This is a genomic window from Streptomyces sp. 378 (assembly GCF_030124145.1).
Classification (GTDB): domain Bacteria; phylum Actinomycetota; class Actinomycetes; order Streptomycetales; family Streptomycetaceae; genus Streptomyces.
Map to the genome: position 1 here is coordinate 54,332 of NZ_JASKMS010000016.1, position 26,672 is coordinate 81,003.

The 26,672-nt window shown below is 72.2% G+C and carries 21 protein-coding genes; 18 read left to right on the forward strand and 3 right to left on the reverse strand.

Going from position 1 to position 26,672, the window contains the following annotated elements:
* Nucleotides 1–429 precede the first annotated feature (429 nt).
* Nucleotides 430–1,422, forward strand: a complete 993-nt coding sequence (locus QNO09_RS21760) for a GDP-L-fucose synthase family protein (RefSeq protein WP_502962334.1) — start codon at nucleotides 430–432, stop codon at nucleotides 1,420–1,422.
* Between the two features lie 244 nt (nucleotides 1,423–1,666).
* On the opposite strand, the gene QNO09_RS21765 is transcribed toward QNO09_RS21760, so the two are convergent.
* A complete protein-coding gene (locus QNO09_RS21765; protein ID WP_283971902.1) occupies nucleotides 1,667–2,170 on the reverse strand; it encodes an LPXTG cell wall anchor domain-containing protein in 504 nt (167 codons plus the stop codon).
* 416 nt (nucleotides 2,171–2,586) lie between these two features.
* Between QNO09_RS21765 and QNO09_RS21770 the strand changes: the two genes are divergently transcribed.
* The 3 genes from QNO09_RS21770 (at nucleotide 2,587) to QNO09_RS21780 (ending at nucleotide 5,641) form a co-directional block, all read left to right on the forward strand.
* Nucleotides 2,587–3,201 carry an arsenate reductase/protein-tyrosine-phosphatase family protein gene (locus QNO09_RS21770; RefSeq protein WP_283971903.1) on the forward strand — a complete coding sequence of 205 codons (615 nt, stop codon included), beginning with the start codon at nucleotides 2,587–2,589 and terminating at the stop codon, nucleotides 3,199–3,201.
* Nucleotides 3,202–3,396: 195 nt separating this feature from the next.
* Nucleotides 3,397–4,917 (forward strand): cellulase family glycosylhydrolase, encoded by a 1,521-nt coding sequence (locus QNO09_RS21775; protein ID WP_283971904.1) that lies wholly within the window; start codon nucleotides 3,397–3,399, stop codon nucleotides 4,915–4,917.
* 61 nt (nucleotides 4,918–4,978) lie between these two features.
* Nucleotides 4,979–5,641, forward strand: coding sequence for a formylglycine-generating enzyme family protein (locus QNO09_RS21780; protein ID WP_283971905.1), 663 nt, complete (start codon nucleotides 4,979–4,981; stop codon nucleotides 5,639–5,641).
* Between the two features lie 73 nt (nucleotides 5,642–5,714).
* Here the strand turns inward: QNO09_RS21780 and serC are convergent, their stop codons facing one another.
* Nucleotides 5,715–6,833: a phosphoserine transaminase gene (gene serC, locus QNO09_RS21785; RefSeq protein WP_283971906.1), complete on the reverse strand. Its 1,119-nt coding sequence runs from the start codon at nucleotides 6,831–6,833 to the stop codon at nucleotides 5,715–5,717.
* A 130-nt stretch (nucleotides 6,834–6,963) separates the two neighbouring features.
* Nucleotides 6,964–8,313 (reverse strand): glycoside hydrolase family protein, encoded by a 1,350-nt coding sequence (locus QNO09_RS21790; RefSeq protein ID WP_283971907.1) that lies wholly within the window; start codon nucleotides 8,311–8,313, stop codon nucleotides 6,964–6,966.
* 207 nt (nucleotides 8,314–8,520) lie between these two features.
* Here QNO09_RS21790 and QNO09_RS21795 point away from each other — a divergent pair, with 207 nt between their 5' ends.
* The 14 genes from QNO09_RS21795 to QNO09_RS21860 all read left to right on the forward strand — a co-directional run bounded on the left by QNO09_RS21795 (nucleotide 8,521) and on the right by QNO09_RS21860 (nucleotide 26,655).
* Nucleotides 8,521–9,540, forward strand: a complete 1,020-nt coding sequence (locus QNO09_RS21795; protein ID WP_283971908.1) for a LacI family DNA-binding transcriptional regulator — start codon at nucleotides 8,521–8,523, stop codon at nucleotides 9,538–9,540.
* A 109-nt stretch (nucleotides 9,541–9,649) separates the two neighbouring features.
* Nucleotides 9,650–10,990 carry an ABC transporter substrate-binding protein gene (locus tag QNO09_RS21800; RefSeq protein ID WP_283971909.1) on the forward strand — a complete coding sequence of 447 codons (1,341 nt, stop codon included), beginning with the start codon at nucleotides 9,650–9,652 and terminating at the stop codon, nucleotides 10,988–10,990.
* Between the two features lie 93 nt (nucleotides 10,991–11,083).
* A complete protein-coding gene (locus tag QNO09_RS21805) occupies nucleotides 11,084–12,076 on the forward strand; it encodes a carbohydrate ABC transporter permease (protein WP_283971910.1) in 993 nt (330 codons plus the stop codon).
* A 7-nt stretch (nucleotides 12,077–12,083) separates the two neighbouring features.
* Nucleotides 12,084–12,926, forward strand: coding sequence for a carbohydrate ABC transporter permease (locus tag QNO09_RS21810; protein WP_283971911.1), 843 nt, complete (start codon nucleotides 12,084–12,086; stop codon nucleotides 12,924–12,926).
* Between the two features lie 23 nt (nucleotides 12,927–12,949).
* Nucleotides 12,950–15,853, forward strand: a complete 2,904-nt coding sequence (locus tag QNO09_RS21815) for an FAD-binding and (Fe-S)-binding domain-containing protein (RefSeq protein ID WP_283971912.1) — start codon at nucleotides 12,950–12,952, stop codon at nucleotides 15,851–15,853.
* A 189-nt stretch (nucleotides 15,854–16,042) separates the two neighbouring features.
* The gene (locus tag QNO09_RS21820) at nucleotides 16,043–17,179 is read left to right on the forward strand and encodes a lipid II:glycine glycyltransferase FemX (protein ID WP_283971913.1); all 1,137 of its coding nucleotides are present in this window, start codon (nucleotides 16,043–16,045) and stop codon (nucleotides 17,177–17,179) included.
* A 162-nt stretch (nucleotides 17,180–17,341) separates the two neighbouring features.
* Nucleotides 17,342–18,301, forward strand: a complete 960-nt coding sequence (locus tag QNO09_RS21825) for an EamA family transporter (RefSeq protein ID WP_283971914.1) — start codon at nucleotides 17,342–17,344, stop codon at nucleotides 18,299–18,301.
* 145 nt (nucleotides 18,302–18,446) lie between these two features.
* Nucleotides 18,447–19,049, forward strand: coding sequence for a DinB family protein (locus tag QNO09_RS21830; RefSeq protein WP_283971915.1), 603 nt, complete (start codon nucleotides 18,447–18,449; stop codon nucleotides 19,047–19,049).
* A gap of 290 nt (nucleotides 19,050–19,339) precedes the next feature.
* Nucleotides 19,340–20,134 (forward strand): TIGR03084 family metal-binding protein, encoded by a 795-nt coding sequence (locus QNO09_RS21835; protein ID WP_283971916.1) that lies wholly within the window; start codon nucleotides 19,340–19,342, stop codon nucleotides 20,132–20,134.
* Complete coding sequence (locus tag QNO09_RS21840; RefSeq protein ID WP_283971917.1) at nucleotides 20,131–20,349, forward strand: hypothetical protein; 219 nt, start codon at nucleotides 20,131–20,133, stop codon at nucleotides 20,347–20,349. The genes QNO09_RS21835 and QNO09_RS21840 overlap by 4 nt, the downstream gene beginning before the upstream one ends.
* Nucleotides 20,346–22,016 carry an acyclic terpene utilization AtuA family protein gene (locus QNO09_RS21845; protein ID WP_283971918.1) on the forward strand — a complete coding sequence of 557 codons (1,671 nt, stop codon included), beginning with the start codon at nucleotides 20,346–20,348 and terminating at the stop codon, nucleotides 22,014–22,016. The genes QNO09_RS21840 and QNO09_RS21845 overlap by 4 nt, the downstream gene beginning before the upstream one ends.
* On the forward strand, nucleotides 22,013–23,611 hold the full coding sequence (locus tag QNO09_RS21850; RefSeq protein ID WP_283971919.1) for an acyl-CoA carboxylase subunit beta: 1,599 nt from the start codon (nucleotides 22,013–22,015) through the stop codon (nucleotides 23,609–23,611). The genes QNO09_RS21845 and QNO09_RS21850 overlap by 4 nt, the downstream gene beginning before the upstream one ends.
* A gap of 8 nt (nucleotides 23,612–23,619) precedes the next feature.
* Nucleotides 23,620–25,464 (forward strand): acetyl/propionyl/methylcrotonyl-CoA carboxylase subunit alpha, encoded by a 1,845-nt coding sequence (locus QNO09_RS21855; RefSeq protein WP_283971920.1) that lies wholly within the window; start codon nucleotides 23,620–23,622, stop codon nucleotides 25,462–25,464.
* 57 nt (nucleotides 25,465–25,521) lie between these two features.
* Complete coding sequence (locus QNO09_RS21860; protein ID WP_283971921.1) at nucleotides 25,522–26,655, forward strand: acyl-CoA dehydrogenase family protein; 1,134 nt, start codon at nucleotides 25,522–25,524, stop codon at nucleotides 26,653–26,655.
* Nucleotides 26,656–26,672: the final 17 nt, after the last annotated feature.

The window sequence follows — 26,672 nt, forward strand, 5'->3', positions numbered from 1 at the left end:
ATTGACGGTCACCACGTGGGCCGGCCGAACGGGCAGGCCATGCCAGGCGGTCGGGGTGCCGCCGAGGTCGAGAACATGCATGTCGGCCAGGTCGGGAAAGCATCGCAGCAGTTCGGCCCAGCGCTTGGCGCGAGCCGCGTGGGCAAGGGTCCCGGGCCTCGTGGGGTCGGCGATCTTCGTCTTCAGCATCCTGCTCCCTCTCGGCCCGAACTCCGGCACCTGTCAAGAATACGGAAATCGGCGCTATGGTCTGCTTCATGACGTTGTGTCGCGTTTTCAGTGGTTGTACCATTTCCATCCAGCTCGTGGACGTTTCGTCCCCACAGTGCGCGGAGTCGGCGGCTCTTGACACACCGCCCGCGAAGGAGGGCATCGAGGCCCATGACCGCCTGTACTGATACCGGTGCCACCGTCCCGGCCGCCTCGGTGGTGAAAGCCCCTGCCCCGGTGCCGGACGGCAGGGTGCACCGCCCCCTCGACCGCTCGGCGCGCGTGGTCGTCGCCGGAGGCTCCGGGCTGGCCGGTTCGGCAGTGCGCAGAGAACTCCGCCATGAGGGATTCACCGATGTGGTCGCGCCCGGTTCGGCGGAGCTGGACCTGAGGGAGCGGCGGGCGGTGTTCGACTGGTTCGCGGCCAGGCGCCCGGACGTGGTGGTCCTGGCCGCGGCACGGGTGGGCGGGATCAAGGCGAACGCCACCCGGCCCGCCGAGTTCCTCTCCGACAACCTGCGCATCCAGGTGAACGTGCTGGACGCGGCTCTGGAGCACGGGGTGGAGCGGCTGCTGTTCCTGGGGTCCAGTTGCATCTACCCGAAGTTCGCCGAGCAGCCGATCCGCGAGGAGGCGCTGCTGACGGGGCCTTTGGAGCCGACCAACGACGCCTACGCCATCGCCAAGATCGCCGGCATTCTGCACGTGCAGGCGGTACGACGCCAGTACGGGCTGCCCTGGATCTCCGCCATGCCGACCAACCTGTACGGGCCGGGTGACACCTTCCACCCCGAGCGCTCTCATGTGCTGCCGTCCCTGATCCGGCGCTTCCACGAGGCGAAGAAGTCGGGTGCGCGACGGGTGGTGAACTGGGGCAGCGGCACACCCCGCCGTGAGTTCCTCCATGCGGACGATCTGGCACGGGCGTGTCTGCACCTGATCGAGCACTACGACGGGGACGGCCCGGTCAACGTCGGCACCGGCACGGACCTGACCATCCGGGAACTGGCGGAGCTCGTCGCGGACGTCGCAGGGTACCGGGGGAGCGTCGAGTGGGACACGAAGCAGCCGGACGGTACTCCGCGCAAGCTCCTTGACGTATCCCGGCTCACCGCGCTCGGCTGGGCTCCTCGTATCGGCCTGCGGGAAGGGATCACCCGGACGTACGCCTGGTACGTGGAGAACCTCGAGTCCGGCACGCTGCGGCACTGACTGACTCCACGGCGGCCGGGGCCGGGGGGCGCAGGCGAATCGCCCCGCGGTGCCATCAGCGGAAGGGCGCCCACGCTCCGGCCGCATGGGTTTCGACCGCCTTCCCGGAGGGGCTTGTTTCAGGCGGGTAGGGCGGCAGCGGCCGACAGCGGGTGCCCCGAGGCCGTGAGGTCATGCGTCGGGGGCTCCGCTGTCGGCCCCAGGCAGGGCCAAGGTGCAGCAGCTGCCTGATGGAACGGGGTGGTCAGTTGTGCTTCCGTCGCCGGACGGCCATCATCGTGCCGGCTCCGAGCGTCAGCAGCCCTGCGGCTCCGCCCAGCAGAAGGGGCGAGCGGTCCTCACCGGTGTCGGCGAGGTGAGGCTTGTTCGGGCGTACGGTGATCTCGGCTTTGAGGGTCAGCTTCGATTCCTTTCCCTTGAGAAGGAAGGTGTGCTGGCCCGGGTCGGTCCACTTGGGGATGGTGACGGTTCCCTCCACCGTGCCGTTGCTGTCGGCGGTGAAGCGGCCCAGCTTGATCGGTTTCGAGAGCAGGAGTGCGACAACACCCTCGTTCGGATCGAACCCGGTTCCTGTGAAGCTGAGCTCGTCTCCTGCATCTACGGTGGTGGCGCTGAGGGTGAGGCTTGGGGCGTCGGGTGGATACGGCTGGGCGTGGGCAGCTTGCGTCCCTACGACTGGGGCTGCGGCCAGGACAGCGGCGGCTGCCGTGGCCGCGAAGGCGGCACGACACTTCGATGAGGCCGTCATCGCATTCACGCTCCTCAAATGGAATCGGGCGACGGCATGGTCCGGCCCGCGAGTACGGTATGTGCAGATATAGCGCTTGATGCCGCTCGTTAAGCATTTTCGGGAAGTAAGGCACCTTATGGCGTATGCAGTTCACCGTCCCGGCCGCCAGGGACGAAGGCGCCCGATATGTGCCATTCGGCTAGTCGTCCTGCGGTGGCCGCCCTGGTCGGCGACGCCCGGTCGGCCAAGGCCCGGCCCTGGCTGGTGGTGTAGTGGCGAACATGGCGATCCGACACGTGTCGCCCGTTCGGAGGTGCTGGCGTACTACAGGGCGCACCCGACCGACGTGGCGCCTTTCCTGATGGAGCCGTGTCAATGAACACTGGCGTCGCGCTGCACGTGTTGGTCTCCTCTTTTCCCCGCCTGGAGGGTGCGTGCCCCCGTTCCGCGTACTTGTGGTGTGCACCGGCAATATCTACCGCTCTCCGCTTGCCGAGTGCCTGCTCAGGCACCGGCTGCTCGAACATCGGCAAGTGATCCACGTGAGCAGTGCCGGCACCCGGGCCGTAGCGGGTGTGCCTACGGCTGCTGCTGTCACCTCCTTCCTCGCCGCACGTGGCCTGCAGCCCTGCGAGGTGGGCTCCCGCCGGCTGACCGAGGAGATGGTCGAGACCGCGGATCTGGTGCTGGGCGCTGCGCGGGAGCATCGTGAGGCCGCTGTGCGGCTCTCCCCTGTGCGCGCGTTGTCCCGTGCGTTCACCTTCCGTGAGTTCGCCCGTCTGGTGCGGCCCGAGGACGCCGCAGGCACGCTGGATCCGGCCGCACGGTTTGCCGCCCTCGTACAGGGCGCGGCCGCTCGCCGTGGTGCCGTGTCGACCCGTATGGGCGATGTGGATGTGAAGGACCCTCTTGGCGCACCCCCGCCCCAAGTGCAGCAGTGCCTGGTTCAGATCGAGGAGGCCGTCGAGCGGATCACCGCGCTCGTGCGGACCGGATGGCATCCGTCTTCGTCGGCTGCGAGCCGGGCCGAGCCCGGGACGTGGCCGTAGCGGACCGCGGGCTCGTCGTACGGTGCGGCCGCGCCCTGCGGAGGCCCGAGCGGCGTGATGAGTGAACGCGCCCTCCTTGACGTGCTCATGGTGTGTCAGTTTCCTGGGAAGTGCGCGGCATGCATGGGAGCGCTCCCATTCTGTTCCGGGTGCCGTGCTTCCCCCTCCGCAAGAGGAACCGAGAGGAAGCAGCCCATGTTCCGCACTCTGCGCAGAGCGCTGTGTGTCGCCGCGGCGCTCCTGTTACCGCTGGCGGGCGTGCAGTCGGCACGGGCCGACGTCTCCGCCGAGGCCGCCGGTGCCGGCTACTGGCACACCAGCGGCCGGCAGATCCTGGACGCGGCCGGGCAGCCCGTCCGTATCGCCGGCATCAACTGGTTCGGCTTCGAGACCGCCAACCACGTCGTCCACGGCCTGTGGGCCCGGGACTACAAAAGCATGATCGACCAGATGAAGTCGCTGGGCTACAACACCCTCCGCATGCCCTACAGCGACGACATCCTCAAGCCCGGCACCATGCCGGACAGCATCAGTCACGACGGCAAGAACACCGACCTGCGCGGTCTGACGTCCCTCCAGGTCCTGGACAGGATCGTGGCCTACGCGGGCCAGTCCGGCCTCAAGATCGTCCTGGACCGGCACCGCCCGGACGCGGCGGGCCAGTCGGCCCTCTGGTACACCTCGGCGGTCCCCGAGTCGACCTGGATCGCCAACCTCAAGGCGCTGGCCGCCCGTTACCGGGGCAACTCAACCGTGGTCGGCATCGACCTGCACAACGAGCCCCGGGACCCGGCCTGCTGGGGCTGTGGAGACACCTCCCGCGACTGGCGCCTGGCCGCCGAGCGCGCGGGCAACGCGGTGCTGTCGGTCAACCCGGAGCTGTTGATCATGGTCGAGGGCGTGCAGTCGTACAACGGCGTGAACGGCTGGTGGGGCGGCAACCTCATGGGCGTGGCCGAGCACCCGGTCCGGCTGGACGTCCCGAACCGGCTGGTGTACTCGGCGCACGACTACGCGACGTCGGTGGCGCAGCAGCCCTGGTTCTCCGACCCGTCCTTCCCGGCCAACATGCCGGGGATCTGGGACAAGTACTGGGGCTACGTCTTCAAGCAGAACATCGCCCCGGTGTGGCTCGGCGAGTTCGGTACGACGCTCCAGCCGGCGGTGGACCGGACGTGGCTGTCCGAGCTGGTGAAGTACCTGCGCTCGACATCGGCGCACGGCGCCGACAGCTTCCACTGGACGTTCTGGTCCTGGAATCCCAACTCCGGCGACACGGGCGGCATCCTGAAGGACGACTGGCAGACGGTCGACACGGCGAAAGACGCGTACCTGGCGCCCGTCAAGGCCCCGGGCTTCGCCCCCGGCACCCCCGGCCCCGGCCCGGGCGGCCCCGGCGACCCCGGCGGCTCCACACCCACCTGCACCGCCGCCTACACCGTCGGCAGCGACTGGGGCGGTGGCTTCAACGCCGAGGTGAAGGTGACCAACACGGGCGCGCTCGCGCTCAAGTCCTGGAAGGTGACGTGGACCTGGAGCGGGTCACAGAAGGTCACGAACATGTGGAACGCGACCCACACCCAGACCGGCGCTACGGTCACGGCGGTCAACGCCGCTCACAACGGGAGCGTGCCGGCGGGCGGTTCGGCGAGCTTCGGACTCGGGGGTGCCCCCGGGGGCGGGGGTGTGACGGGGGTGAGTTGTTCGGCGAGCTGAAACCGGTGTGACGGGGGGTGCCCGGTCCGGGCCGGGCACCCGCACCCGTAGGTGGCCGATCATGGGTGGGGATCCGGACATCGAGATGATCACCGTCCCGTCCGGGCAGGTCACCCTGTCGGACCGGCGGACGCGGCGCAGTTGGCGGGTCGGGGTCGCACCGCTGCGCCTGGCGGCGTTTCCGGTCACCCAGGCGTGCTACGCCGAGGTCACCGGCGAACGTCCGAGCGCGGTCCACGGCGACCGGCTCCCGGTCGAGGGCGTCTCCTGGTGGGACGCCGTCCGTTTCTGCAACGCCCTGTCCCGGCGCGCGGGCCTCACCCCCGCCTACGAGGTCCGTCCCGATGCCGGAACCGCCGACTGGGACACCACCGCCGACGGCGACCGGCTGCCGACCGAGGCCGAGTGGGAACACGCCTGCCGCGCCGGCGGCACCGGCCCCCGCTACGGCCCGCTCGACGACATCGCCTGGTACCGCGGCAACTCGGACGGCGCCGACCCCGTGGACGGCAAGGAGCCCAACGCCCGGGGCCTGCACGACATGCTGGGCAACGTCCGGGACTGGTGCTGGGACCTCTACGACCCCGAGGTCTACGGCACGTACCGGGTGCCGCGGGGCGGCGGCTGGTCCGACGAGCACTGGAGCTGCCGCGCCTCGGTACGCCGCCGGAGCCATCCGATGTTCCGGATCGACGACGTGGGGTTCCGCGTGGCGCCGGCATGAGCACGCGGGAGTACGGGAGAGGGCGCCCCGCACGAGCGGGGCGCCCTCTCCCGTACTCCCCTACCCGCGGGGGTCAGAGCTTGTCGATCACGTAGTCGACGCATGTGGTGAGCGCCTCGACGTCCGCCGGGTCGATCGCCGGGAACATCGCCACGCGCAGCTGGTTGCGGCCGAGCTTGCGGTAGGGCTCGGTGTCGACGATGCCGTTGGCGCGCAGCACCTTGGCGACGGCGGCGGCGTCGACCTCGTCCGTGAAGTCGATCGTGCCGATGACCTGCGAGCGCTTGGCCGGGTCGGTGACGAACGGGTTCGCGAACTTGACGTCCTCGGCCCACCCGTACAGCGTCCGCGCGGACGTGGCGGTGCGGCGCACCGACCAGTCCAGGCCGCCCTGGCCGTTGATCCACTCCAGCTGCTGGTTCAGCAGGAAGAGGGTGGCCAGCGCCGGGGTGTTGTACGTCTGGTTCTTGCGGGAGTTGTCGATCGCCGTGGGGAGGCTGAAGAACTCCGGGACGTGACGGCCGGACGCGTGGACGCGCTCGGCGCGCTCGATCGCGGCGGGGGAGAAGACGCCGATCCACAGGCCGCCGTCGGAGGCGAAGGACTTCTGCGGGGCGAAGTAGTAGACGTCCGTCTCGGCGATGTCGACGGGCAGGCCGCCGGCGCCGGAGGTGGCGTCCACGAGCACCAGGGCGCCCTCGTCGGCGCCTTCCACGCGCTTGATCGGCATGGCGACACCGGTGGAGGTCTCGTTGTGGGTGAACGCGTAGACGTCCACGCCCGCCGCGGCGACCGCCTCCGGGTGGGTGCCCGGGTCGGCGGAGATGACGTCCGGATCGGCGAGCCATGGGGCGAGCTTGGCGGCCTTGGCGAACTTGGAGGAGAACTCGCCGAAGCTGAGGTGCTGCGACTTGTTCTCGATCAGGCCGTGCGTCGCGATGTCCCAGAAGGCGGTGGAGCCGCCGTTGCCGAGGACCACCTCGTAGCCGTCGGGGAGCCGGAACAGCTCGCTGATGCCCTCGCGCACCTGGCCGACCAGGTTCTTGACGGGGGCCTGCCGGTGGGAGGTGCCCAGGAGGGAGGTGCCGGTCGCGGCGAGGGCGTCCAGCGCCTCCGTCCGCACCTTGGAGGGACCCGCGCCGAAACGTCCGTCCGCGGGCTTGATGTCAGAGGGAATCCGGATCTCAGCCACGCAGGGGAGCGTAGCCGTTTCCGGAAACGCGGGCGAAACGTCGTCCGTCGGGTGAGACGGTGTCATGGCGGCCCGTGGGACGGGGCTGCCGCCCGCGGCCGGCGGTCGCGGGCCTGCTCGGCCTCGGTCCTCATCCGCCGGACGGGCCGGGCCAGACGGCCGAGGCGTCGTCGCGGTGCGCGGCCGGCAGCCGGACCGGGCGGACGGGAACCGGACGGACGCCGCCCTCGGTGGCGGCCGTCCAGGGGGCGGGGCGGCCGGAGTAGCACAGGGTGGTGAGGACGAAGACGCCGTCGGCGTAGATCTCGACGTACTCACCGACGGTCAGGATGCGCAGTGAGGCGGCGGGTTCCGGTAGGAGGGTTTCCCCGAGCACGTTGCCGTCCGGGCCGGTGACCTGGAGGTCCTTGCCGTCGCAGTCGACCGTGAGCGCGGGCCGGTCCTGGTCGGGGACATGTGTGCGCAGGGTGACCCGGGTGCGGCCGGAGAGGTCGACGTCGCCGACGGCGTGCAGGGGGGCGTCGTAGGTCTCCTCGCCGAGCCAGTGGTCCAGGCCCGGCCACCATTCCAGGCGGGGCGCCGCGTCCCGCGGCACGACGAGGGACTTGGGCTGGGCGAGCATGCCGCGGCAGCGGTCGCCGGTGTCGGTGAGGCCGACGCGGCGCGGGGTGGTGTGCAGCACGACGCGGGAGCCGTCGGGGGCCGTGACGACGCGCGGGGCGTACGCGCCCGTCGGGCCGAGCGGACCGCGGCGCCTCCACGGGCCGCGCAGACGCGGCGCGGTCCACGCCTCGAAGCCCCGGGTGGCGCCGACGGAGCCGAGCAGCAGCCAGCCGCCGTCGTCGAGGCGTTCCAGGACCGGGCACTCCAGTTCGTCGATGTCGCCGGGGGAGACGAGCGGTGGGTGGACGGTCCAGTGCTCCAGGTCGTCGGAGGTGGCCCAGGCGACGCAGCCGCCGGCCTCGACGGGCAGGGCGGCGTCGGCGGCGCAGACCAGCATGACCCAGCCGTCGGACTCGTCGTCGCGCACGACAAAGGGGTCGCGCCAGCCCATGTGCTCGCCCGTGCGGTACCAGCGCCCGTCCGCCTCGACGACCGGCCCTGTACCGTGGCGCCGCCAGCCGGTGCCGTCGGTGCGGTCGGAGTAGGCCAGGCCGACCGACTGCAGCGGCCAGCCGCCGGGGGTGAGTCCGGAGACGGCGGTGTAGAACATCGCCATGCCGGTGCCGTGCGGGAAGGCGTGCATGGTCCACACCGCCTGCTGGTCGAAGCGGCCCGGCAGGCCGTTGCCGAAGGCCGAGCCCTGCGGCTCCCAGTGGACCAGGTCGGTGGAGGTGGCCCGGCCGTAGGAGGTCTCCATGCGCAGGTGGTCGAACTCGGTCGTCCACGGGCCCTGGAGGTGCAGCGCGGTGTAGGTGCCGTCCGCGTGGCGCAGAAGGTCGAAGTCGTTCACGCAGAGGCCGGGCGGCGCGTATCGCATGGACAGGTCCTGTCTGCCGACAGCGGCACTCAAGCGTGTGCGCTGTGTTCTGGCTGGCGGGGGTTTCTCTGAGAGTCAGCCGAAGTAAATCTGAACGCAAACGCTTGCGCAACAGGATGGGCGGGTTTACGGTCTCGTCACTCCCCCTCGCACCGACGCGGTTCCGGGCCCCGGACACGCGGCGTGCACCCGATCAAGGAGCGTCCCGTGACGGTCAGCATCACCGATGTCGCCGAGGCCACCGGGGTCTCGGCGTCCACCGTGTCCCGTGCCCTGCGCGGTCGCCCCGGGGTGTCGGAGGAGATGCGGGCCCGGATCGTCCAGGCCGCCGCCGAGCTGGGCTACACCGCCTCGCGCTCGGCGTCCAGCCTGGCCAGCGGGCGCACCTACACCGTCGGCGTCGTCGTCCCGTACGTCGGCCGCTGGTTCTTCGGCACCGTGCTGGACTCCGCGGAGACGGTCTTCAGCGCCGCCGGTTACGACGTCCTGCTGTACAACCTCGGCTCACCGGAGGCACGCAAGCGCTTCTTCACCAAGCTGCCGATCCGCAAGCGGGTCGACGCCGTGCTGTCCCTGCTGATCCCGGACCCGGAGGAGGCCGCCGCCCTGCGGTCCCTCGACGTGCCGCTGGCGACCACGGTCGGCGGCGCCCGGCCCGGTTTCACGGCGGTCGGCATCGACGACCGGGGCGGGGCGCAGAGCGCCGTACGGCATCTGGTGAACCTCGGCCACCGGCGGATCGGCATGATCTCCGGCGCCAGCGAGCCGCTGCACTGGACCACGCCCCTGGACCGCCGGCAGGGCTACCTGGACGTGCTGGCCGACGCCGGGATCGAGCCCGATGCCGCCCTGGAGGCGGACGGTGGTTACACCGTCGAGGGCGGCGAGCGGGCCATGACCGAGCTGCTGGCGCTGCGCCACCCGCCGACCGCCGTGTTCGCCCAGTCCGACGAGATGGCGATGGGCGCGCTGCGCGCCCTGCGCCGGCACCGGCTGAGGGTCCCGGAGGACGTGTCCGTGGTCGGCTTCGACGATCACGAGCTGTCCGAGGTGGTCGGGCTGACCACCGTGGCCCAGCCGGTCGCGGCCCAGGGCCGGGAGGCGGCCCGGCTGCTGCTGGCCCGGCTGGACGATCCGGACGCCGGGCCGCCGCGCCCCGTCGAGATGCCCATCCGTCTCGTCCTGCGCGAGACCACCGCTCCGCCGGACCCCGGCCGGCAGCGGTAGCTTCGTCCGCTTCTTTTCCCGCCCGCCACCGGGGCGCCGCTCCGGCTCACCCCCGACCCCCTCCCCACCGCCCGCGCACCACGCCCACACCCCGCACGGAGGCACCACCATGATCACCGGTATCGGACGACACCGTCGTACGGGCCTGACGGCCCTCGCCCTGCTGCCCCTGGCCGCGCTGGCCGCCTGCGGCGGGGGTGGCGGCGGCGACACCACCGCCGAACAGGGCAGCGGCAAGGGCACCATCAGCGTCTGGGCCCACCAGGGACAGGCGAACGAGACGGCCGCCCTGCAGAACGCGGTGAAGTCCTTCAACTCCTCGCAGAGCGCCGTCAAGGCCGAGCTGAAGCTGATCCCGGAGAAGGACTACACCAAGACCATCACCACCACCGACGCCTCCGAACTCCCGGACGTGCTGGAGTTCGACGGCCCGACGATGGCGAACTTCGTCTACAACGGCAAGCTCGCCCCGATCGACGGCCACATCTCCGCCGATACCCTCGCCAACGCCACCGACGCGATCAAGGCGCAGGGCGAGATCGACGGCAAGCACTACGGCCTGGGCATGTTCGACGCCGGGCTCGGCCTGTACGCCAACAAGAAGCTGCTGGACGCGGCCGGCGTGAAGTACCCGACGAGCGTGGACGAGGCCTGGACGGCCGAGGAGTTCGGCAAGGCCCTCAAGGCGCTGAAGGGCGAGGACTCCGACGGCAAGGTCCTCGACATATCGGAGCAGTACGGCCTGGCCACGGAGTGGGGCACCTTCGGCTTCTCCCCGATCGTCTGGTCGGCCGGCGGCGGCCTGTTGAAGGACGGCAAGGCGCAGGGCGCCCTCGACACCCCGAAGGTCGTCTCCGCGATGAAGACCTTCCAGTCCTGGAAGCCCTACGTCGACCCCAACACCGACGGCAACGCCTTCGCCAAGGGCAAGGTGGCGCTGAGCTGGGTCGGCCACTGGAACTACCCCGCCTACAGCGAGGCGCTCGGTGACGACCTCGCCGTCCTGCCGCTGCCGGACTTCGGCAACGGCCCCAAGACCGGTCAGGGCTCGTGGGCCTGGGGCATCGGAGCCGACAGCAAGAACGGCAAGGCCGCGGGCACGTTCCTGGACTACCTGCTGAACGACGCCAACGTCGGCGCGATGACCAAGGCCAACGGCGCGGTGCCCGCGACCGAGTCCGCCCTCGCCAAGAGTGAGCTGTACAAGAAGGGCGGCCCGCTGCAGCTCTTCGCCGACCAGCTGGCCAAGCCGTGCGGCGACAGCGGCATCACCGCCTCCTGCGTCGCCGTGACCCGCCCGGTGACCGCCGGATACCCCACGGTCACCGCCAAGTTCAACACGGCCCTGAACTCGATCTACGGCGGCGCCGACCCCGAGGAAGCCCTGCGGAAGGCCGCCCGCGCCATCGACCGGGACTTCACCGACAACGCCGGCTACGAGATCCCGTAACCCGCAGGACGTATCGGCCCGGGCGGGCCGTCGGCGACGTGGCACGCAGCCATGGACCGGCCGAGCCCGCCCCGCCGGGAAGAGGACCCTGTCGTGAAAACCGTGGAACCCGCACACCCCGCGGCCTCTGGCCGGGCGCAGGCCGCCTCGTCCGCCCCCTCCGCGAAACCCGCGCGTCCGCCGCGCGGCAACCGCGACCGGCTGCACGGACTGCTGATGGCCGCCCCGGCCGTCGGCGGACTGATCGCCTTCGTCGGCATCCCGTTCGGCTACGCCGTGGTGCTCTCCTTCTACAACGTCCGCCTCGGCTCGCCGCTGGAGCCCACCTTCTTCGGCGTGGAGCACTACCGGCGGCTGTTCACCGACCCCGACCTGTCCGGCCCGTTCCTGCGGGCGCTGCTGAACAACCTGACCTTCGCCGCGGTCGTCGTACCGCTCCAGACGGGTCTGGCGCTGGCGCTGGCGATCCTGCTCAACCGCAAGCTGAAGGCCATCGGCCTGTTCCGGGCCTTCTTCTTCATGCCGGTGGTCTTCCCGATGGCGCTGGTAGCCGTGATCTGGCGGCTGATCCTCGCCCGCAGCGAGCAGGGCATGCTCAACTCCCTGCTGGACACGGTGAGTCTGGGCAACTGGGGCGCCTTCGACTGGCTCGGCGACGGCCTCACCGCGATGGGCTCGATCATCGTGCTGTCGGTGTGGCAGGGCGTCGGCTTCCAGATGGTCATCCTGCTGGCCGGCCTCCAGCAGATCCCGGGCGAGCTCTACGAGGCCTCCCAGCTGGACCGGGCCTCCCGCTGGCAGCAGTTCCGGCACGTCACCCTGCCCGGCATCCGCGGCACCCTGGTGTTCGTCGCGATGCTGACCTCGGTGCTGTCCTTCCGGGTCTTCGACCAGGTGTACATCCTCATCCGCGGCGGCGGCCTGGACGAGGACGCCACCCGCACGGTGATGTACCAGGCCGTCACCACGGCCTTCGACCAGAACAACATCGGCCAGGCCTCGGCCGTCACGGTGGTGTTCTTCCTGATCGTCGTCGCCCTGACGATCGTCCAGCGCCGCGTCGTCCGGCCCGACCACGAGGACTGACCGACCCATGTCCATGCCCCGCACGCCCGTACGCCGCGTCCTCGACTACACCGTCCTGAGCGTCCTGGCGTTCGTCTTCGCCCTCCCCGCGCTCTACCTCTTCCTCGGCAGCCTCAAGCCGTCCGACGAGGTCCTGAACGGCCTGTCCGGCTTCCTGCCCACCCACCTCAGCTTCGACAACTACACCGCCGTCCTCGACAGCCTCAGCTCCGACAGCACCGGCTACTTCTGGCAGTTCATGGGCGTGTCGGTGCTGCTGTCGTTCGTGGTGGTCACCGGCGGACTGATCGTCAACTCGATGGCGGCCTACGGGCTGACGCGGCTGAAGTGGCGCGGGCAGAACGCCGTGTTCACCCTGGTCCTGCTGCTGATGCTGATCCCGTTCGAGTCGGTGGCGGTGCCGCTGTTCTACATGTTCAACGGCCAGCGCAACACCCTGTACATCCAGGCCCTGCCGTTCGTCGCCAACGCCTTCGCGATCTACCAGTTCCACACGTTCTTCAAGAAGATCCCGCCGAGCATCGAGGAGGCGGCCCGGCTCGACGGTGCCGGGCCCTGGCGCACCTTCTTCGCGATCATCGTGCCGATGTCCCGGCCGGTGTTCGCCTCGGTCGCGATCCTCACCTTCCTCATCCAGTGGGGCTCCTTCCTGTGGCCGGTGCTGATGGTGTCCGACCCGTCGGTGCGTCCCCTCCCCCTGGAGATGAGCGTCTTCCAGGGGCAGCAGCCCCCGGACTGGGGTCAGATCCTCGCCTTCGGCGTGCTGCTGGTGCTGCCCGTGCTGATCGTCTTCGCGTTCTTCCAGCGCTGGTTCGTCGAGGGCGTGGCCAGCTCAGCCGTCAAGGGCTGAGCCGCCGGGGGCATGCTGGTCCCATGACGGATGTCGGGGATCTGGCCGCCCTCGAAGCGGAGCTGAACCGGGTCGTCCGGGGTGACGTGGGTTTCGACGTCACCTCCCGGGCGCTGGTCACCATGGACGCCTCCAACTACCGGCGGGTGCCGCTGGGCGTGGTCGCCCCCCAGGACGCCGACGACGTGGCGGCCGTGCTGGAGGTGTGTCGGCAGCGGGGGGTGCCGGTCGTGGCGAGAGGCGGCGGTACGTCGATCGCGGGCCAGGCGACGGGCACCGGCGTGGTGCTGGACTTCACCCGGTACATGAACCGGCTCGTGTCCCTGGATCCCCGGGAGCGCACCGCCGTCGTGCAGCCGGGCCTGGTGCTCGACCGGCTCCAGGAGGCCGCCGCCCCGCACGGCCTGCGGTTCGGCCCCGACCCCTCCACCCACAGCCGGTGCACGCTCGGCGGCATGATCGGCAACAACGCGTGCGGCTCGCACTCGGTGGCGTGGGGGACGACCGCGGACAGCGTGCGGGAGCTGGACGTCGTCACCGCGCGCGGCGAGCGCCTGCGGCTCGGGCGGGACTGGGCCGGGGCGCCGGACGGGCTGCGGGAGCTGGCCGAGGGGGAACGCGCGCGTCTGCGCACCGGCTTCCCGGACCTGCCCCGCCGCATCTCCGGTTACGCGCTGGACGCCCTGCTGCCCGAGCGCGGCGCCGACGTGGCCCGCTCCTTCTGCGGCTCCGAGGGCACTCTCGGCGTGCTGACGGAGGCGGTCGTACACCTGGTCGAGGCGCCCCGCGCGCGTGCCCTGGCCGTGCTGGCCTACGCCGACGAGAGCGCGGCGGCGGAGGCGGCGGCAGGGCTGCTGCCGCTCCGGCCGCTGACGGTGGAGGGCATGGCGGCGGACCTGGTGCCGTCCCCGGCCGCACTGCCGCGGGGCGGGGCCTGGCTGTTCGTGGAGACCGGCGGGGAGTCGGCGGCGCAGGCACACGCGCGTGCCGAGGCGATCGTGCGGGCCGCCGACGTCGTGGACGCGCGTGTCGTCACGGACCCCGCCGCACAGCGGGCGCTGTGGCGGATCCGGGAGGACGCGAGCGGCACGGCGACGCGCATGCCGGACGGCACCGAGGCGTGGCCGGGCTGGGAGGACTGCGCGGTGCCGCCCGCCCGGCTGGGCGCGTACCTGCGGGACTTCCGGGGGCTGCTCACCGCCCATGGGCTGCGCGGCACGCCGTACGGGCACTTCGGGGACGGCTGCATCCACGTCCGGATCGACTTCGACCTGCTGACGGAGGCCGGCGTCGCCCGTTTCCGCCGCTTCTCGGAGGAACTCGCGGAGCTGGTGGTGACGCACGGCGGGTCGTTGTCCGGGGAGCACGGGGACGGGCAGGCGCGTGCGGAGCTGCTGCCGAGGATGTACGGGGCCGAGACGGTGGCCCTGTTCGAGCGGGTGAAGGGGGTGTGGGACCCGGACGACCTGCTCAATCCCGGGATGCTCGTCCGCCCCGCGCCCTTGGACAACGGTCTGCGCTTCTCCGTCCTGCCCCGCGAGCCGGTCGACGTGGCCTTCGGCTACCCCTCGGACGGCGGTGACTTCTCGGCGGCGGTGCGGCGCTGCGTGGGCGTCGCCAAGTGCCGTACGACGTCGGTGAACGGCCCGGAGGTCATGTGCCCGTCCTTCCGGGCGACCGGCGCGGAGGAGCACTCCACACGCGGACGGGCCCGGCTGCTGCACGAGATGCTCGCCGGTGAGGTGGTGACGGACGGCTGGCGCTCGCGGGAGGTCCGCGACGCGCTCGACCTGTGCCTGTCCTGCAAAGGCTGCCGCTCGGACTGCCCGGTGGGCGTTGACATGGCGACGTACAAGGCCGAGTTCCTCCACCGGCACTACGCCGGGCGGCGCCGTCCGGCCGCCCACTACGCCATGGGCCGGCTGCCGGTGTGGCTGCGGGCGGTGTCCCGTACCCGCACGGCGTGGCTGGTCAACGCGCTGTCGCGGATCCGGCCCCTCGCGTGGGCGGCGAAACGGCTGGGCGGCGTCGCCCCGGAGCGGGAGCTCCCGCGGGTGGCGCGGCGGACGTTCACCGGCTGGTGGGAGCGGAGGAGGACGCACCGCCCCCCGGCGCGGGGCGATCTGATCGTCCTGTGGCCCGACACCTTCACCGAGCACCTCTCCCCGTCCGTGGGCCGGGCCGCCGTACGGGTGTTGGAGGCGGCCGGGCTGCGGGTGGCGCTGCCGCCCACCCTGCACCTGGTGAAGCCGCCGGTGGGCGACGGCAGGACGGTCGCCCTCGACCCGCTGTCCCTGCTGCGCGGCCGGGGCCGGGTCTGCTGCGGGCTGACGTACGTGTCGACGGGCCAGCTGGACCGCGCCCGGGCCGTCATGCGCCGCACGCTCGATCTGATGGAACCGGTGCTGGAGACCGGCGCCCCGGTCGTGGTCCTGGAGCCGAGCTGCGCCGCGGCCCTGCGCACGGACGTCCCCGAGCTGCTGCACGACGATCCGCGCGCGGCCCGTCTCGCCGCGAGGGTCCTCACCTTCGCGGAGGCGCTGGAGCGGCATGCCCCCGACTGGGCCCCGCCGCGTGTGGACCGCCCGGTGGCCGGGCAGACCCACTGCCACCAGCACGCGGTGCTCGGCGACGCCGCCGACCGCCGGCTGCGCGCGGCGGCCCTGCTCTCCGGTGAACTGAGCGGCGGTTGCTGCGGCCTCGCCGGAAACTTCGGCTTCGAGAAGGGCCACCACGAGGTGTCCACCGCCTGCGCGGAGGAACAGCTCCTGCCCTCCGTGCGGGACGCCCCGGACGGCACGGTGGTCCTGGCGGACGGCTTCTCCTGCCGCACGCAGCTGGAGCAGCTGGCGGGCGTGCGGGGCAGGCACCTGGCGGAGGTCCTGGCCGAGGCGCTCGACGAGAACGGCGGGCGGGACGGCGCGTGAGCGTTCCGCGGTGGCCGGTGGCCGGTGGTGTGGCGGTGGCCGGTGGGTGGGCGTTCGAACGGTGACCGGTGGCGTGGGGCGTTCGGGCCACCGGACGGGTGGACTCGAGTGTCTGAGCCGGGGGAGGGCCGGGGCCGCTCCTAGGCTCGCGGGACCAGACACCGCCCGCCGCTCGAAGGAGCCCGCCGCATGAGCGTCCGCGTCCAGCCGATCACCCGTGAGGAGCACCTCGGGTTCGTCACGGCCCGCCCCTCCGCCAGCCACACCCAGCTCCCGTCCTGGGGCGAGGTGAAGCCCGACTGGCGCGCGGAGAGCCTCGGCTGGTTCGACGCCGGCGGGCAGCTCGTCGGCGTGGGACTGGTGCTGCTGCGCCCGCTGCCCGGGCCCCGGGTGCCCGGACTGCCGCGCTACCTCGCGTATCTGCCCGAGGGGCCGCTCCTCGACTGGCACGAGCCCGGTCTCGAACGGCTGCTGGAGCCGATGCTCGCCCACCTCGGACGGCGGGGCGCCTTCGCGGTGCGGATGGGCCCGCCGGTCGTGGTCCGCCGCTGGAGCGCCGACGTGGTCAAGGCGGCGATCGCGGACCCGGCGGCGCGGCGGCTGCGCGACGTGCGGGCGACGTCGTACGAACCGCGAGCCGGTCGGATCGCGGACAGCCTGCGCCGGATGGGCTGGCGGCAGTCCGAGGCCTCCGGCGAGAACGGCTTCGCGGCCGGGCAGCCCCGCTACGTCTTCCAGGTGCCGTTCGCCGGCCGGTCGCTGGAGGACATCCACGGCGGCCTGAACCAGCAGTGGCGCCGCAACATCAAGAAGGCGGAGAAGGCCGGGGTGAAGGTCGTGCGCGGCGACCTGGAGGACCTGCCGGCCTTCCACGAGCTGTACGGCGAGACCGCCGAACGGGACGGTTTCCTCCCGCGCCCGCTGCCGTACTTCCAGCGGATGTGGACCGCCCTGAACGCCGAACGCCCCGACCGGATGCGGCTCTACCTCGCCTATCACGACGGGGAGGTGCTCGCCGCGGCCACCATGCTGACCGTCGGCGAGCACGTCTGGTACTCCTACGGCGCCTCCACCGCCCGCCGCCGCGAGGTCCAGCCGAGCAGCGCCGTGCAGTGGCGCATGATGACCGACGCGCACGAACTCGGCGCCGCCGTCTACGACCTGCGCGGCATCACCGACACCCTGGAGGAGTCCAGCGACCTGCTGGGCCTGCTCCGCTTCAAGGTGGGCACCGGAGGGGAGGCCGTGGAGTACCTCGGCGAATGGGACTACCCGCTCAACCGGCTGCTTTACAAGGCGTTCGACCTCTACCTCGCCCGCCGCTGAGATCTCACAGCCCGAGACAGCGGCAAAAAGGGTTCACGCACCTGACGGAGTCCATTACCCTGGACCGTGCAGTGCATCGGGCTGTACGTTGAGTGCATCCGGGTGTACGCACCGCACACGCGCAGCACCCCGGACACCGACCCCCGAGCACAGGACTGGCCCGTGACCACGCCGGACACCACCACCTCCCCCGCGTCCGCGACCACCGCAGCCACCGCGCCGGGCACCGGCCCGGGCCGGCTCGGCTCCCTCGGGCCCGTGGGCCTGGTGCTCGCGGGCGGCATCTCCGTGCAGTTCGGCGGCGCGCTGGCGGTGACCCTGATGCCCAGGACGGGTGCCCTGGGAGTGGTGGCGCTGCGCCTGCTGGTCGCGGCGGTCGTCCTGCTGCTGGTCTGCCGCCCCCGGCTGCGCGGCCACTCGCGCGCCGACTGGGGCACGGTCGTCGTCTTCGGCATCACCATGGCCGCCATGAACGGCCTCTTCTACCAGGCCCTCGCCCGCATCCCGCTGGGCCCCGCGGTCACCCTGGAGGTCCTCGGCCCGCTCGCCCTCTCGGTCTTCGCCTCCCGCCGCGCGATCAACCTCGTGTGGGCGGCGCTCGCCCTGGCCGGTGTCTTCCTGCTGGGCGGAGGGGGCTTCAACGGCCTCGACCCCACGGGAACGGCCTTCGCCCTGGGGGCCGGCGCCATGTGGGCGGCCTACATCGTCTTCAGCGCCCGAACGGGCCGCCGCTTCCCGCAGGCGGACGGACTGGCCCTGGCGATGGCGGTGGGGGCGGCGCTGTTCCTGCCGCTGGGCATCGCCGAGTCGGGGACGAAGCTGCTCGACCCGGTGACGCTCGGGCTCGGCGCGGCGGTCGCGCTGCTCTCCTCGGTTCTGCCCTACACCCTCGAACTCCTCGCGCTGCGCCGCCTGCCCGCCTCCACCTTCGCGATCCTGATGAGCCTCGAACCGGCCATCGCCGCGACGGCCGGTTTCCTCATCCTCCACCAGGCCCTCAGCGCCGCCCAGGCCGCCGCGATCGCCCTCGTCGTCGCGGCGAGCATGGGCGCGGTGCGCACCCAGGTGAGCCGCGGACGCAAGAAGAAGGCGGCCCTGGAGGGCACGGCCCTGGAGGGCTGACCGGTCCCCCAGGGCGGGCGGCCTCCGGCGGTGGGCGTCCCCCGGACCGACCGGCCCCCACGTCGGCCGTCCCCGCCGAGGCGGGCGGCCGTCGTTCCGTTACGGCCCGGCCGGGTTGTCAGTGCCGGGTGCGAGACTGCCCCGCATGACCCCGCCTGATCCGAAAGCCGACCTCCTGCGCTATCTGCAAGATGCGCGTGACGCCCTGCTGTGGAAGCTCGACGGGCTCTCGGAGTACGACATCCGCCGCCCGCTGACACCGACCGGCACCAACCTGCTGGGGCTGGTCAAGCACACCGCCGGCGTGGAGCTGGGCTACTTCGGCGACACCTTCGGCCGGCCGTTCTTCGACGAGAACCCACCACCCTGGTGGTACACGCGGGACGCCGATCCCCACGCCGACATGTGGGCCACGCCGGACGAGTCGCGCGAGGACATCGCGGGGCTGTACCGCAGGGCGTGGGAGCACGCGGACGGCACCATCGGGGCGCTGCCGCTGGACGCGGTCGGTCGGGTCCCCTGGTGGCCCGAGGAGCGGCGCGAGACCACGCTGCACCACATCCTGGTGCGCGTGATCGCCGACACGAGCCGTCACGCCGGGCACGCCGACATCGTGCGCGAGCTCATCGACGGATCGGTCGGCCTGACGCCGGGCAAGGACAACCTGCCCCCGGGCGGCCGGGCCATGTGGGAGGCCCATCGGCACCGGGTGGAGGAGGCGGCGCGCGAAGCGGGCAGGGACGCCTGAGTCCACGGCGACGCGCCCGGCGGCCCGTAGCGACACCCGGCGCCGACGCACCGGCATCCCGCGCGCCGAGATCCCGTGGTGCGCCCGTAGCCCCACCACCGTCACCGGCAGTGGCGCTCCGATGGAACGAGCGCGCGGCCCCGAGCGCATGGATCGCGCCGCCGAAGAGCACGCTCCCGGCCGCCGCGAGTATTTCATGCAAGCACGCTTGATTGTTTCCGGGGCCGCTGCCATGCTCCTCAGCACGCCGCACCACCCCGCACACCGCCGTGCCCCGAGGGGAGCGCCCCGTGTCCGATCAGACGTCCGTGATCGACGATCTGCGCGAGGAGAGCGAGGAACTCGACCGCCTCGTCGCCGGGTTGCCCCCGCGGCGCTGGTCGCTCGCGACCCCCGCGCCCGGCTGGACCGTGGCCCACCAGATCGCCCACCTCGCCTGGACGGACCGCTCGGCCCTGCTCGCCGTCACGGACGCCGACGGCTTCCACGCGCTGGTCGAGAAGGCCCTCGCCGCGCCGGGCTCGTTCGTCGACGAGGGGGCCGGGGAGGGCGCCGCGCTCCCGCCCGCCGAACTGCTCGCGCGGTGGCGCGAGGGCCGTGCGGCACTGGAGACGGCGCTCCGGGCGTCCCCGCCCAAGGCGCGCTTCCCCTGGTACGGCCCGCCCATGTCGGCCGCCTCCATGGCGACGGCCCGCCTGATGGAGACCTGGGCCCATGGGCAGGACGTGGCCGACGCCCTGGGTGCGGTGCGCCCGCCCACGGACCGGCTGCGGCATGTCGCCTGGCTCGGGGTGCGGACCCGGGACTTCGCCTACGGCGTGCACGGACTGACCCCGCCGGCGGGCCCCTTCCGCGTCGAACTCCGCGCCCCCTCCGGCGACCTGTGGACGTACGGCCCCGAGGACGCCCCGCAGCGCGTCACCGGACCCGCCCTCGACTTCTGTCTCCTGGTCACCCAGCGTGCCCACCGCACCGACCTCGCCCTGCGGGCCGAGGGCCCCGACGCCGACCGCTGGCTGGACATCGCGCAGGCCTTCGCCGGACCACCGGGAAGCGGACGCCCACCGAAGGAGCCGGGCGCGTGACGCCCGTGCCCGGCGGCGAGGGGGCCCGGCGGGTCACGCCCGTGCCCGGCGGCGAGGGGGCCCGGTGTGTGATGTCCGTGCCCGGCGGTGACGGGATCCGGCGTGTGATGTCCGTGCCCGGCGGTGACGGGATCCGGCGTGTGATGTCCGTGCCCGGCGGCGAGGGGGCCCGGCGTGTGATGCCCGTGCCCGGCGGTGAGGGGGCGGCCTCGTGACGACCCTGCGCATCGGCAACGCCTCCGGCTTCTACGGCGACCGCTTCGACGCGCTGCGGGAGATGCTCACCGGGGGCGAACTCGACGTCCTCACCGGCGACTACCTCGCCGAGCTGACCATGCTCATCCTCGGCCGGGACCGCCTCAAGGACCCCGCCGCCGGATACGCCCGCACGTTCCTGCGGCAGTTGGAGGACTGCCTCGGTCTCGCGCACGCACGGGGCGTCCGGATCGTCACCAACGCCGGCGGACTCAACCCGGCCGGACTCGCCGACGCCGTACGGGCGTTGGCGGACCGGCTCGGCATCCCCGTGCGCGTCGCCCATGTCGAGGGCGACGACCTCACCGCCGCGCACCCGGGGAGCCTCGCCGCCCACGCCTACCTCGGCGGCTTCGGCATCGCGGCCTGTCTGCGCGAGGGCGCCGACATCGTGGTCACCGGGCGCGTGACGGACGCGGCCCTGGTCACCGGGCCCGCCGCCGCCCACTTCGGCTGGACACCGGCGGAGTACGACCGGCTCGCGGGGGCCGTCGTCGCGGGGCACGTCCTGGAGTGCGGGACGCAGGCCACCGGCGGCAACTACGCCTTCTTCCGGGACGGCGACGTCCGCCGCCCCGGGTTTCCGCTCGCCGAACTGCACGTGGACGGCGGCTGCGTCATCACCAAGCACCCCGGCACCGGCGGCTTCGTCGACGTCGGCACGGTCACCGCACAACTGCTGTACGAGACGGCCGGTGCCCGGTACGCGGGGCCGGACGTCACCGCCCGGCTGGACACCGTACGGCTGAGCCGGGACGGAACGGACCGGGTGCGGATCGAGGGCGTGCGCGGGGAGGCACCGCCGCCCACCCTCAAGGTCGGGCTCAACAAGCTCGGCGGCTTCCGCAACGAGGTCGTCTTCGTGCTCACCGGCCTCGACGTGGAGGCCAAGGCCGCCCTGGTGCGGGACCAGATGGAACCGGCCCTCGGCAAGGCCGCCGACGTGCGCTGGGAGCTGGCCCGCACCGACCGCTCCGACGCCCCGAGCCAGGAGACGGCGAGCGCGCTGCTGCGGCTCGTCGTGCGGGACCCCGACCAGGGCACCGTGGGGCGGGCGCTGAGCGGGGCGGCCGTGGAGCTGGCGCTGGCCAGCTACCCGGGCTTCCATGTGCTGGCCCCACCCGGAAAGGGCTCGCCCTACGGGGTCTTCGAGGCGGTGTACGCCCCCCGGGAGGCCGTCGGTCATGTGGCGGTCCTCCACGACGGGCGCCGGATCGCCGTGCCACCGGCCCACGACACGGCCGTCCTCGACGACGTGCCCGAGCCGCCCCTGCCTCAGCCGCCGACGCCCGGGCCCACCCGGCGCGCTCCCCTCGGCCTGGTCGCGGGCGCCCGCAGTGGGGACAAGGGCGGCAACGCCAACGTCGGCGTGTGGGTGCGCACGGACGATGCCTGGCGGTGGCTCGCGCACGAGCTGACCGTCGACCGGTTCCGGGAGCTGATCCCCGAGAGCCGCGAACTGACCGTCGTACGCCACGCGCTGTCGAACCTGCGCGCCCTCAACTTCGTCGTCGAGGGCATCCTCGGCGCCGGCGTCGCCGCCCAGCACCGCTTCGACCCGCAGGCCAAGGCCCTCGGGGAATGGCTGCGCTCCCGCCACCTGGAGATACCGGAGGCCCTGCTGTGACCGTCCTGACCTCCGCGCTCGACCCCGCCGGCCCCGAACACCGGGCCAACCGCGAGGCGATGCTGGACAAGCTCGCCGCACTCGACACCGAACACGCCAAGGCCGTCGCGGGCGGGGGCGAGAAGTACGTCGCCCGGCACCGGGGGCGCGGCAAGCTCCTCGCCCGCGAGCGCGTCGAGCTGCTCCTCGACCCCGACACGCCGTTTTTGGAACTGTCGCCGCTGGCCGCCTGGGGCAGCGACCACACCGTCGGCGCGTCCCTCGTCACCGGCATCGGTGTCGTCGAGGGCGTGGAGTGCCTGATCACCGCCAACGACCCGACCGTGCGCGGGGGAGCGAGCAACCCCTGGTCGCTGAAGAAGGCCCTGCGCGCCAACGACATCGCGCTGGCCAACCGGCTGCCCTGCATCAGCCTGGTGGAGTCCGGCGGCGCCGATCTGCCGTCCCAGAAGGAGATCTTCATCCCCGGTGGCGCCATCTTCCGGGACCTCACCCGGCTGTCCGCCGCCGGGATCCCGACCGTCGCGGTCGTCTTCGGCAACTCCACCGCGGGCGGCGCCTACATCCCCGGCATGTCCGACCACGTGATCATGGTCAAGGAGCGGGCGAAGGTGTTCCTCGGCGGTCCGCCGCTGGTGAGGATGGCGACCGGGGAGGAGAGCGACGACGAGTCCCTGGGCGGCGCCGGGATGCACGCGCGGGTGTCGGGCCTCGCCGACTACTTCGCCGTCGACGAGCCGGACGCGCTGCGGCAGGCCCGGCGCGTGGTCGCCCGCCTCAACCACCGCAAGGCGTACGAGGATCCAGGGCCCGCCGAGCCGCCCGCGTACGACGCGGAGGAGCTGCTGGGCGTCGTCCCCGGCGACCTGAAGACCCCCTTCGACCCGCGCGAGGTCATCGCCCGGATCGTCGACGCCTCCGACTTCGACGAGTTCAAACCGCTGTACGGGACGAGCCTGACCACCGGCTGGGCCGCCCTGCACGGCTATCCGGTCGGCATCCTCGCCAACGCCCGGGGGGTGCTGTTCAGCGCGGAGTCGCAGAAGGCCGCCCAGTTCATCCAGCTCGCAAACCAGCGCGACATCCCGCTGCTGTTCCTGCACAACACCACCGGCTACATGGTCGGCAAGGAGTACGAGCAGGGCGGCATCATCAAACACGGCGCGATGATGATCAACGCGGTGAGCAACAGCCGCGTCCCCCACCTCTCGGTCCTCCTGGGCGCCTCCTACGGCGCCGGGCACTACGGCATGTGCGGCAGGGCCTACGACCCGCGCTTCCTGTTCGCCTGGCCCAGCGCCAAGTCCGCCGTCATGGGCCCGCAGCAGCTCGCCGGCGTGCTGTCGATCGTCGCCCGCCAGTCCGCCGCCGCCAAGGGGCAGCCCTACGACGACGAGGCGGACGCCGCGCTGCGCGCCATGGTGGAGCAGCAGATCGAGTCCGAGTCGCTGCCGATGTTCCTGTCCGGGCGGCTCTACGACGACGGTGTCATCGACCCGCGTGACACCCGCACCGTCCTCGGCCTGTGCCTGTCCGCGATCCACACCGCCCCCTTCGAGGGCGCGCGCGGTGGCTTCGGCGTCTTCCGGATGTGAGGGACCAGATGATTTCCACCCTGCTGGTGGCCAACCGGGGCGAGATCGCCTGCCGTGTCTTCCGCACCTGCCGTGAGCTGGGCATCCGGACCGTCGCCGTGCACTCGGACGCCGACGCCAACGCCCTCCACGCACGCGTGGCCGACGCGAGCGTACGACTGCCGGGGGAGGCGCCCGCCGACACCTATCTGCGCGGCGACCTGATCGTGAAGGCCGCCGTCGCGGCCGGCGCGGACGCCGTGCACCCCGGCTACGGCTTCCTCTCCGAGAACGCCGACTTCGCGCGTGCCGTCCTGGACGCGGGCCTGGTCTGGATCGGGCCGCCGCCGGAGGTCATCGAGGCCATGGCCTCCAAGACCCGCGCGAAGGAGCTGATGGGGCTCGCGCCCCTGGGCGAGGTCACGGAAAGCGACCTGCCGGTCCTGGTGAAGGCGGCCGCGGGCGGCGGGGGACGCGGCATGCGGATCGTGCGCCGCCTGGACGAACTCGACGCCGCCCTGCAGGCCGCCCGCGCCGAGGCCACGAGCGCCTTCGGCGACGGCGAGGTCTTCGTCGAGCCCTATGTGGAGCACGGCCGGCACGTCGAGGTGCAGGTGCTCGCGGACACGCACGGCACGGTGTGGGCGCTGGGCACCCGCGACTGCTCCCTCCAGCGCCGCCACCAGAAGGTCGTCGAGGAGGCACCGGCACCCGGCCTCCCGGACCGGCTCGAGGAGGAGCTGCGCACGCTGGCCGTACGCGCCGCGCGTGCCGTCCACTACGTCGGCGCGGGCACCGTCGAGTTCCTGGTCGCCGACGACACCGCGCACTTCCTGGAGATGAACACCCGCCTCCAGGTCGAACACCCCGTGACGGAAGCCGTCTTCGGCGTCGACCTGGTCGCCCTGCAACTGAGCGTCGCCGAGGGGCAGCCCCTCGACGGCGAACCCCCACGCGCGCGTGGCCACGCGATCGAGGCCCGCCTCTACGCCGAGGACCCGGCCCGCGACTGGGCCCCGCAGACCGGCACCCTGCACCGGTTCGCCGTCCCCGAGGGCGTGCGCCTGGACAGCGGCTACGGCGACGGCGACGAGATCGGCGTCCACTACGACCCGATGCTCGCCAAGCTGATCGCCCACGCCCCCACCCGCGCGGGTGCACTGCGCAAGCTCGCAGGCGCCCTTGAACGCGCCACGATCCACGGCCCGGTCACCAACCGCGACCTCCTCGTCCGCTCCCTGCGCCACGAGGAGTTCACGACGGCCCGGATGAACACCGGCTTCTACGACCGCCAGCTGCCCACCCTGACCGTGCCCGCCCCCGACCCGTACGCGCCCCTGGCCGTGGCCCTGGCCGACGCCCACCGCACGGGCTCCCGCTTCGGCGGCTGGCGCAACGTGATGTCCCAGCCGCAGATCAAGCGCTACGCCATGGCGGGCGAGGAGCACGAGGCCCGGTACCGCCACACCAGGACGGGCCTGGAGGCGGACGGCGTACGCGTCGTACAGGCGGGCGCGGACCTCGTCGTACTGGAAGTGGACGGCGTTCAGCGCAGGTTCGAGGTGGCCCGGTACGGCGACGACGTCTACGTCAACGACACGGCCCTGAAACCCCTGCCCCGCTTCCCCGACCCCACGGCCCAGCTCGCCCCGGGTTCCCTGCTCGCCCCCATGCCCGGCACGGTCGTCCGCGTCGCGGACGGACTGGCCGTAGGAGCCGCCGTACAGGCCGGAGACCCCCTCCTCTGGCTGGAGGCGATGAAGATGGAACACAAGATCACAGCACCGGTCACAGGAACGCTGACGGCCTTGCAGGCGGTACGCGGACAACAGGTGACGGTCGGCGCTCTGCTGGCGGTCGTGGATCCGGCCTGAGGGGCGCGGGGAACTGCGCGAGCAACCACACACGACCCGCACCCGGGAAGGATCCCCATGCACCCCACCCTCGCATCCGAAGAACACAAGGCTCTCCGATCAGCCGTAGCCGCCCTCGGCGAACGCCACGGCCGCAACCACGACCGCGAAGCCCTCTGGCAGGAGGCGGCCAAGCTCGGTTATCTCGGCGTCAACCTGCCGGAGGCGTACGGTGGCGGAGGCGGCGGGATCTCCGAACTCTCCCTCGTCCTCGAAGAGCTCGGCGCCGCAGGCTGCCCGCTCCTCATGATGGTCGTGTCACCCGCCATCTGCGGCACCGTCATAGCCCGCTTCGGCACGGACGCCCAGAAACAGCAGTGGCTCCCCGGTCTGGCCGACGGCACCCGTCTCATGGCCTTCGGCATCACCGAACCGGACGCCGGCTCCAACAGCCACCGCATCACCACCACGGCCCGAAAAGACGGAGCCGACTGGCTCCTCACCGGCCGCAAGATCTTCATCTCCGGCGTGGACATCGCGGACGCGACCCTCGTCGTCGGCCGCACCGAGGACGCCCGCACCGGCCGCCTCAAGCCCTGCCTGTTCATCGTCCCGCGCGACACCCCCGGCTTCACCCGCAGCGCCATCGACATGGAACTCGACGCCGTGGAGAAACAGTTCGAGCTGGTCCTGGACGACGTACGGCTGCCCGCCGACGCCCTGGTCGGCGACGAGGACGCGGGACTCCTCCAGCTCTTCGCCGGTCTCAACCCCGAGCGCGTCATGACGGCCGCCTTCGCGATCGGCATGGGCCGTCACGCCCTCGCGAAGGCCGTCGAGTACGCCCGCGACCGCACCGTCTGGAACACCCCCATCGGCGCGCACCAGGCCATCGCCCACCCCCTCGCACAGGCGCACATCGACCTCGAACTCGCCCGCCTGATGATGCAGAAGGCCGCCGCCCTCTACGACGCGGGCGACGACCTGGGCGCCGGAGAGGCCGCCAACATGGCCAAGTACGCGGCCGGGGAGGCCTGTGTGAAGGCGGTCGACCAGGCCGTGCACACCCTCGGCGGCAACGGCCTCACCCGTGAGTACGGCCTGGCCCGGCTGATAACGGCCGCGCGCGTGGCTCGTATCGCGCCGGTGAGCCGGGAGATGATTCTCAACTACGTCTCCCACCAGACCCTGGGCTTGCCCAAGTCGTACTGAGACGGCCCGCGCGCCAG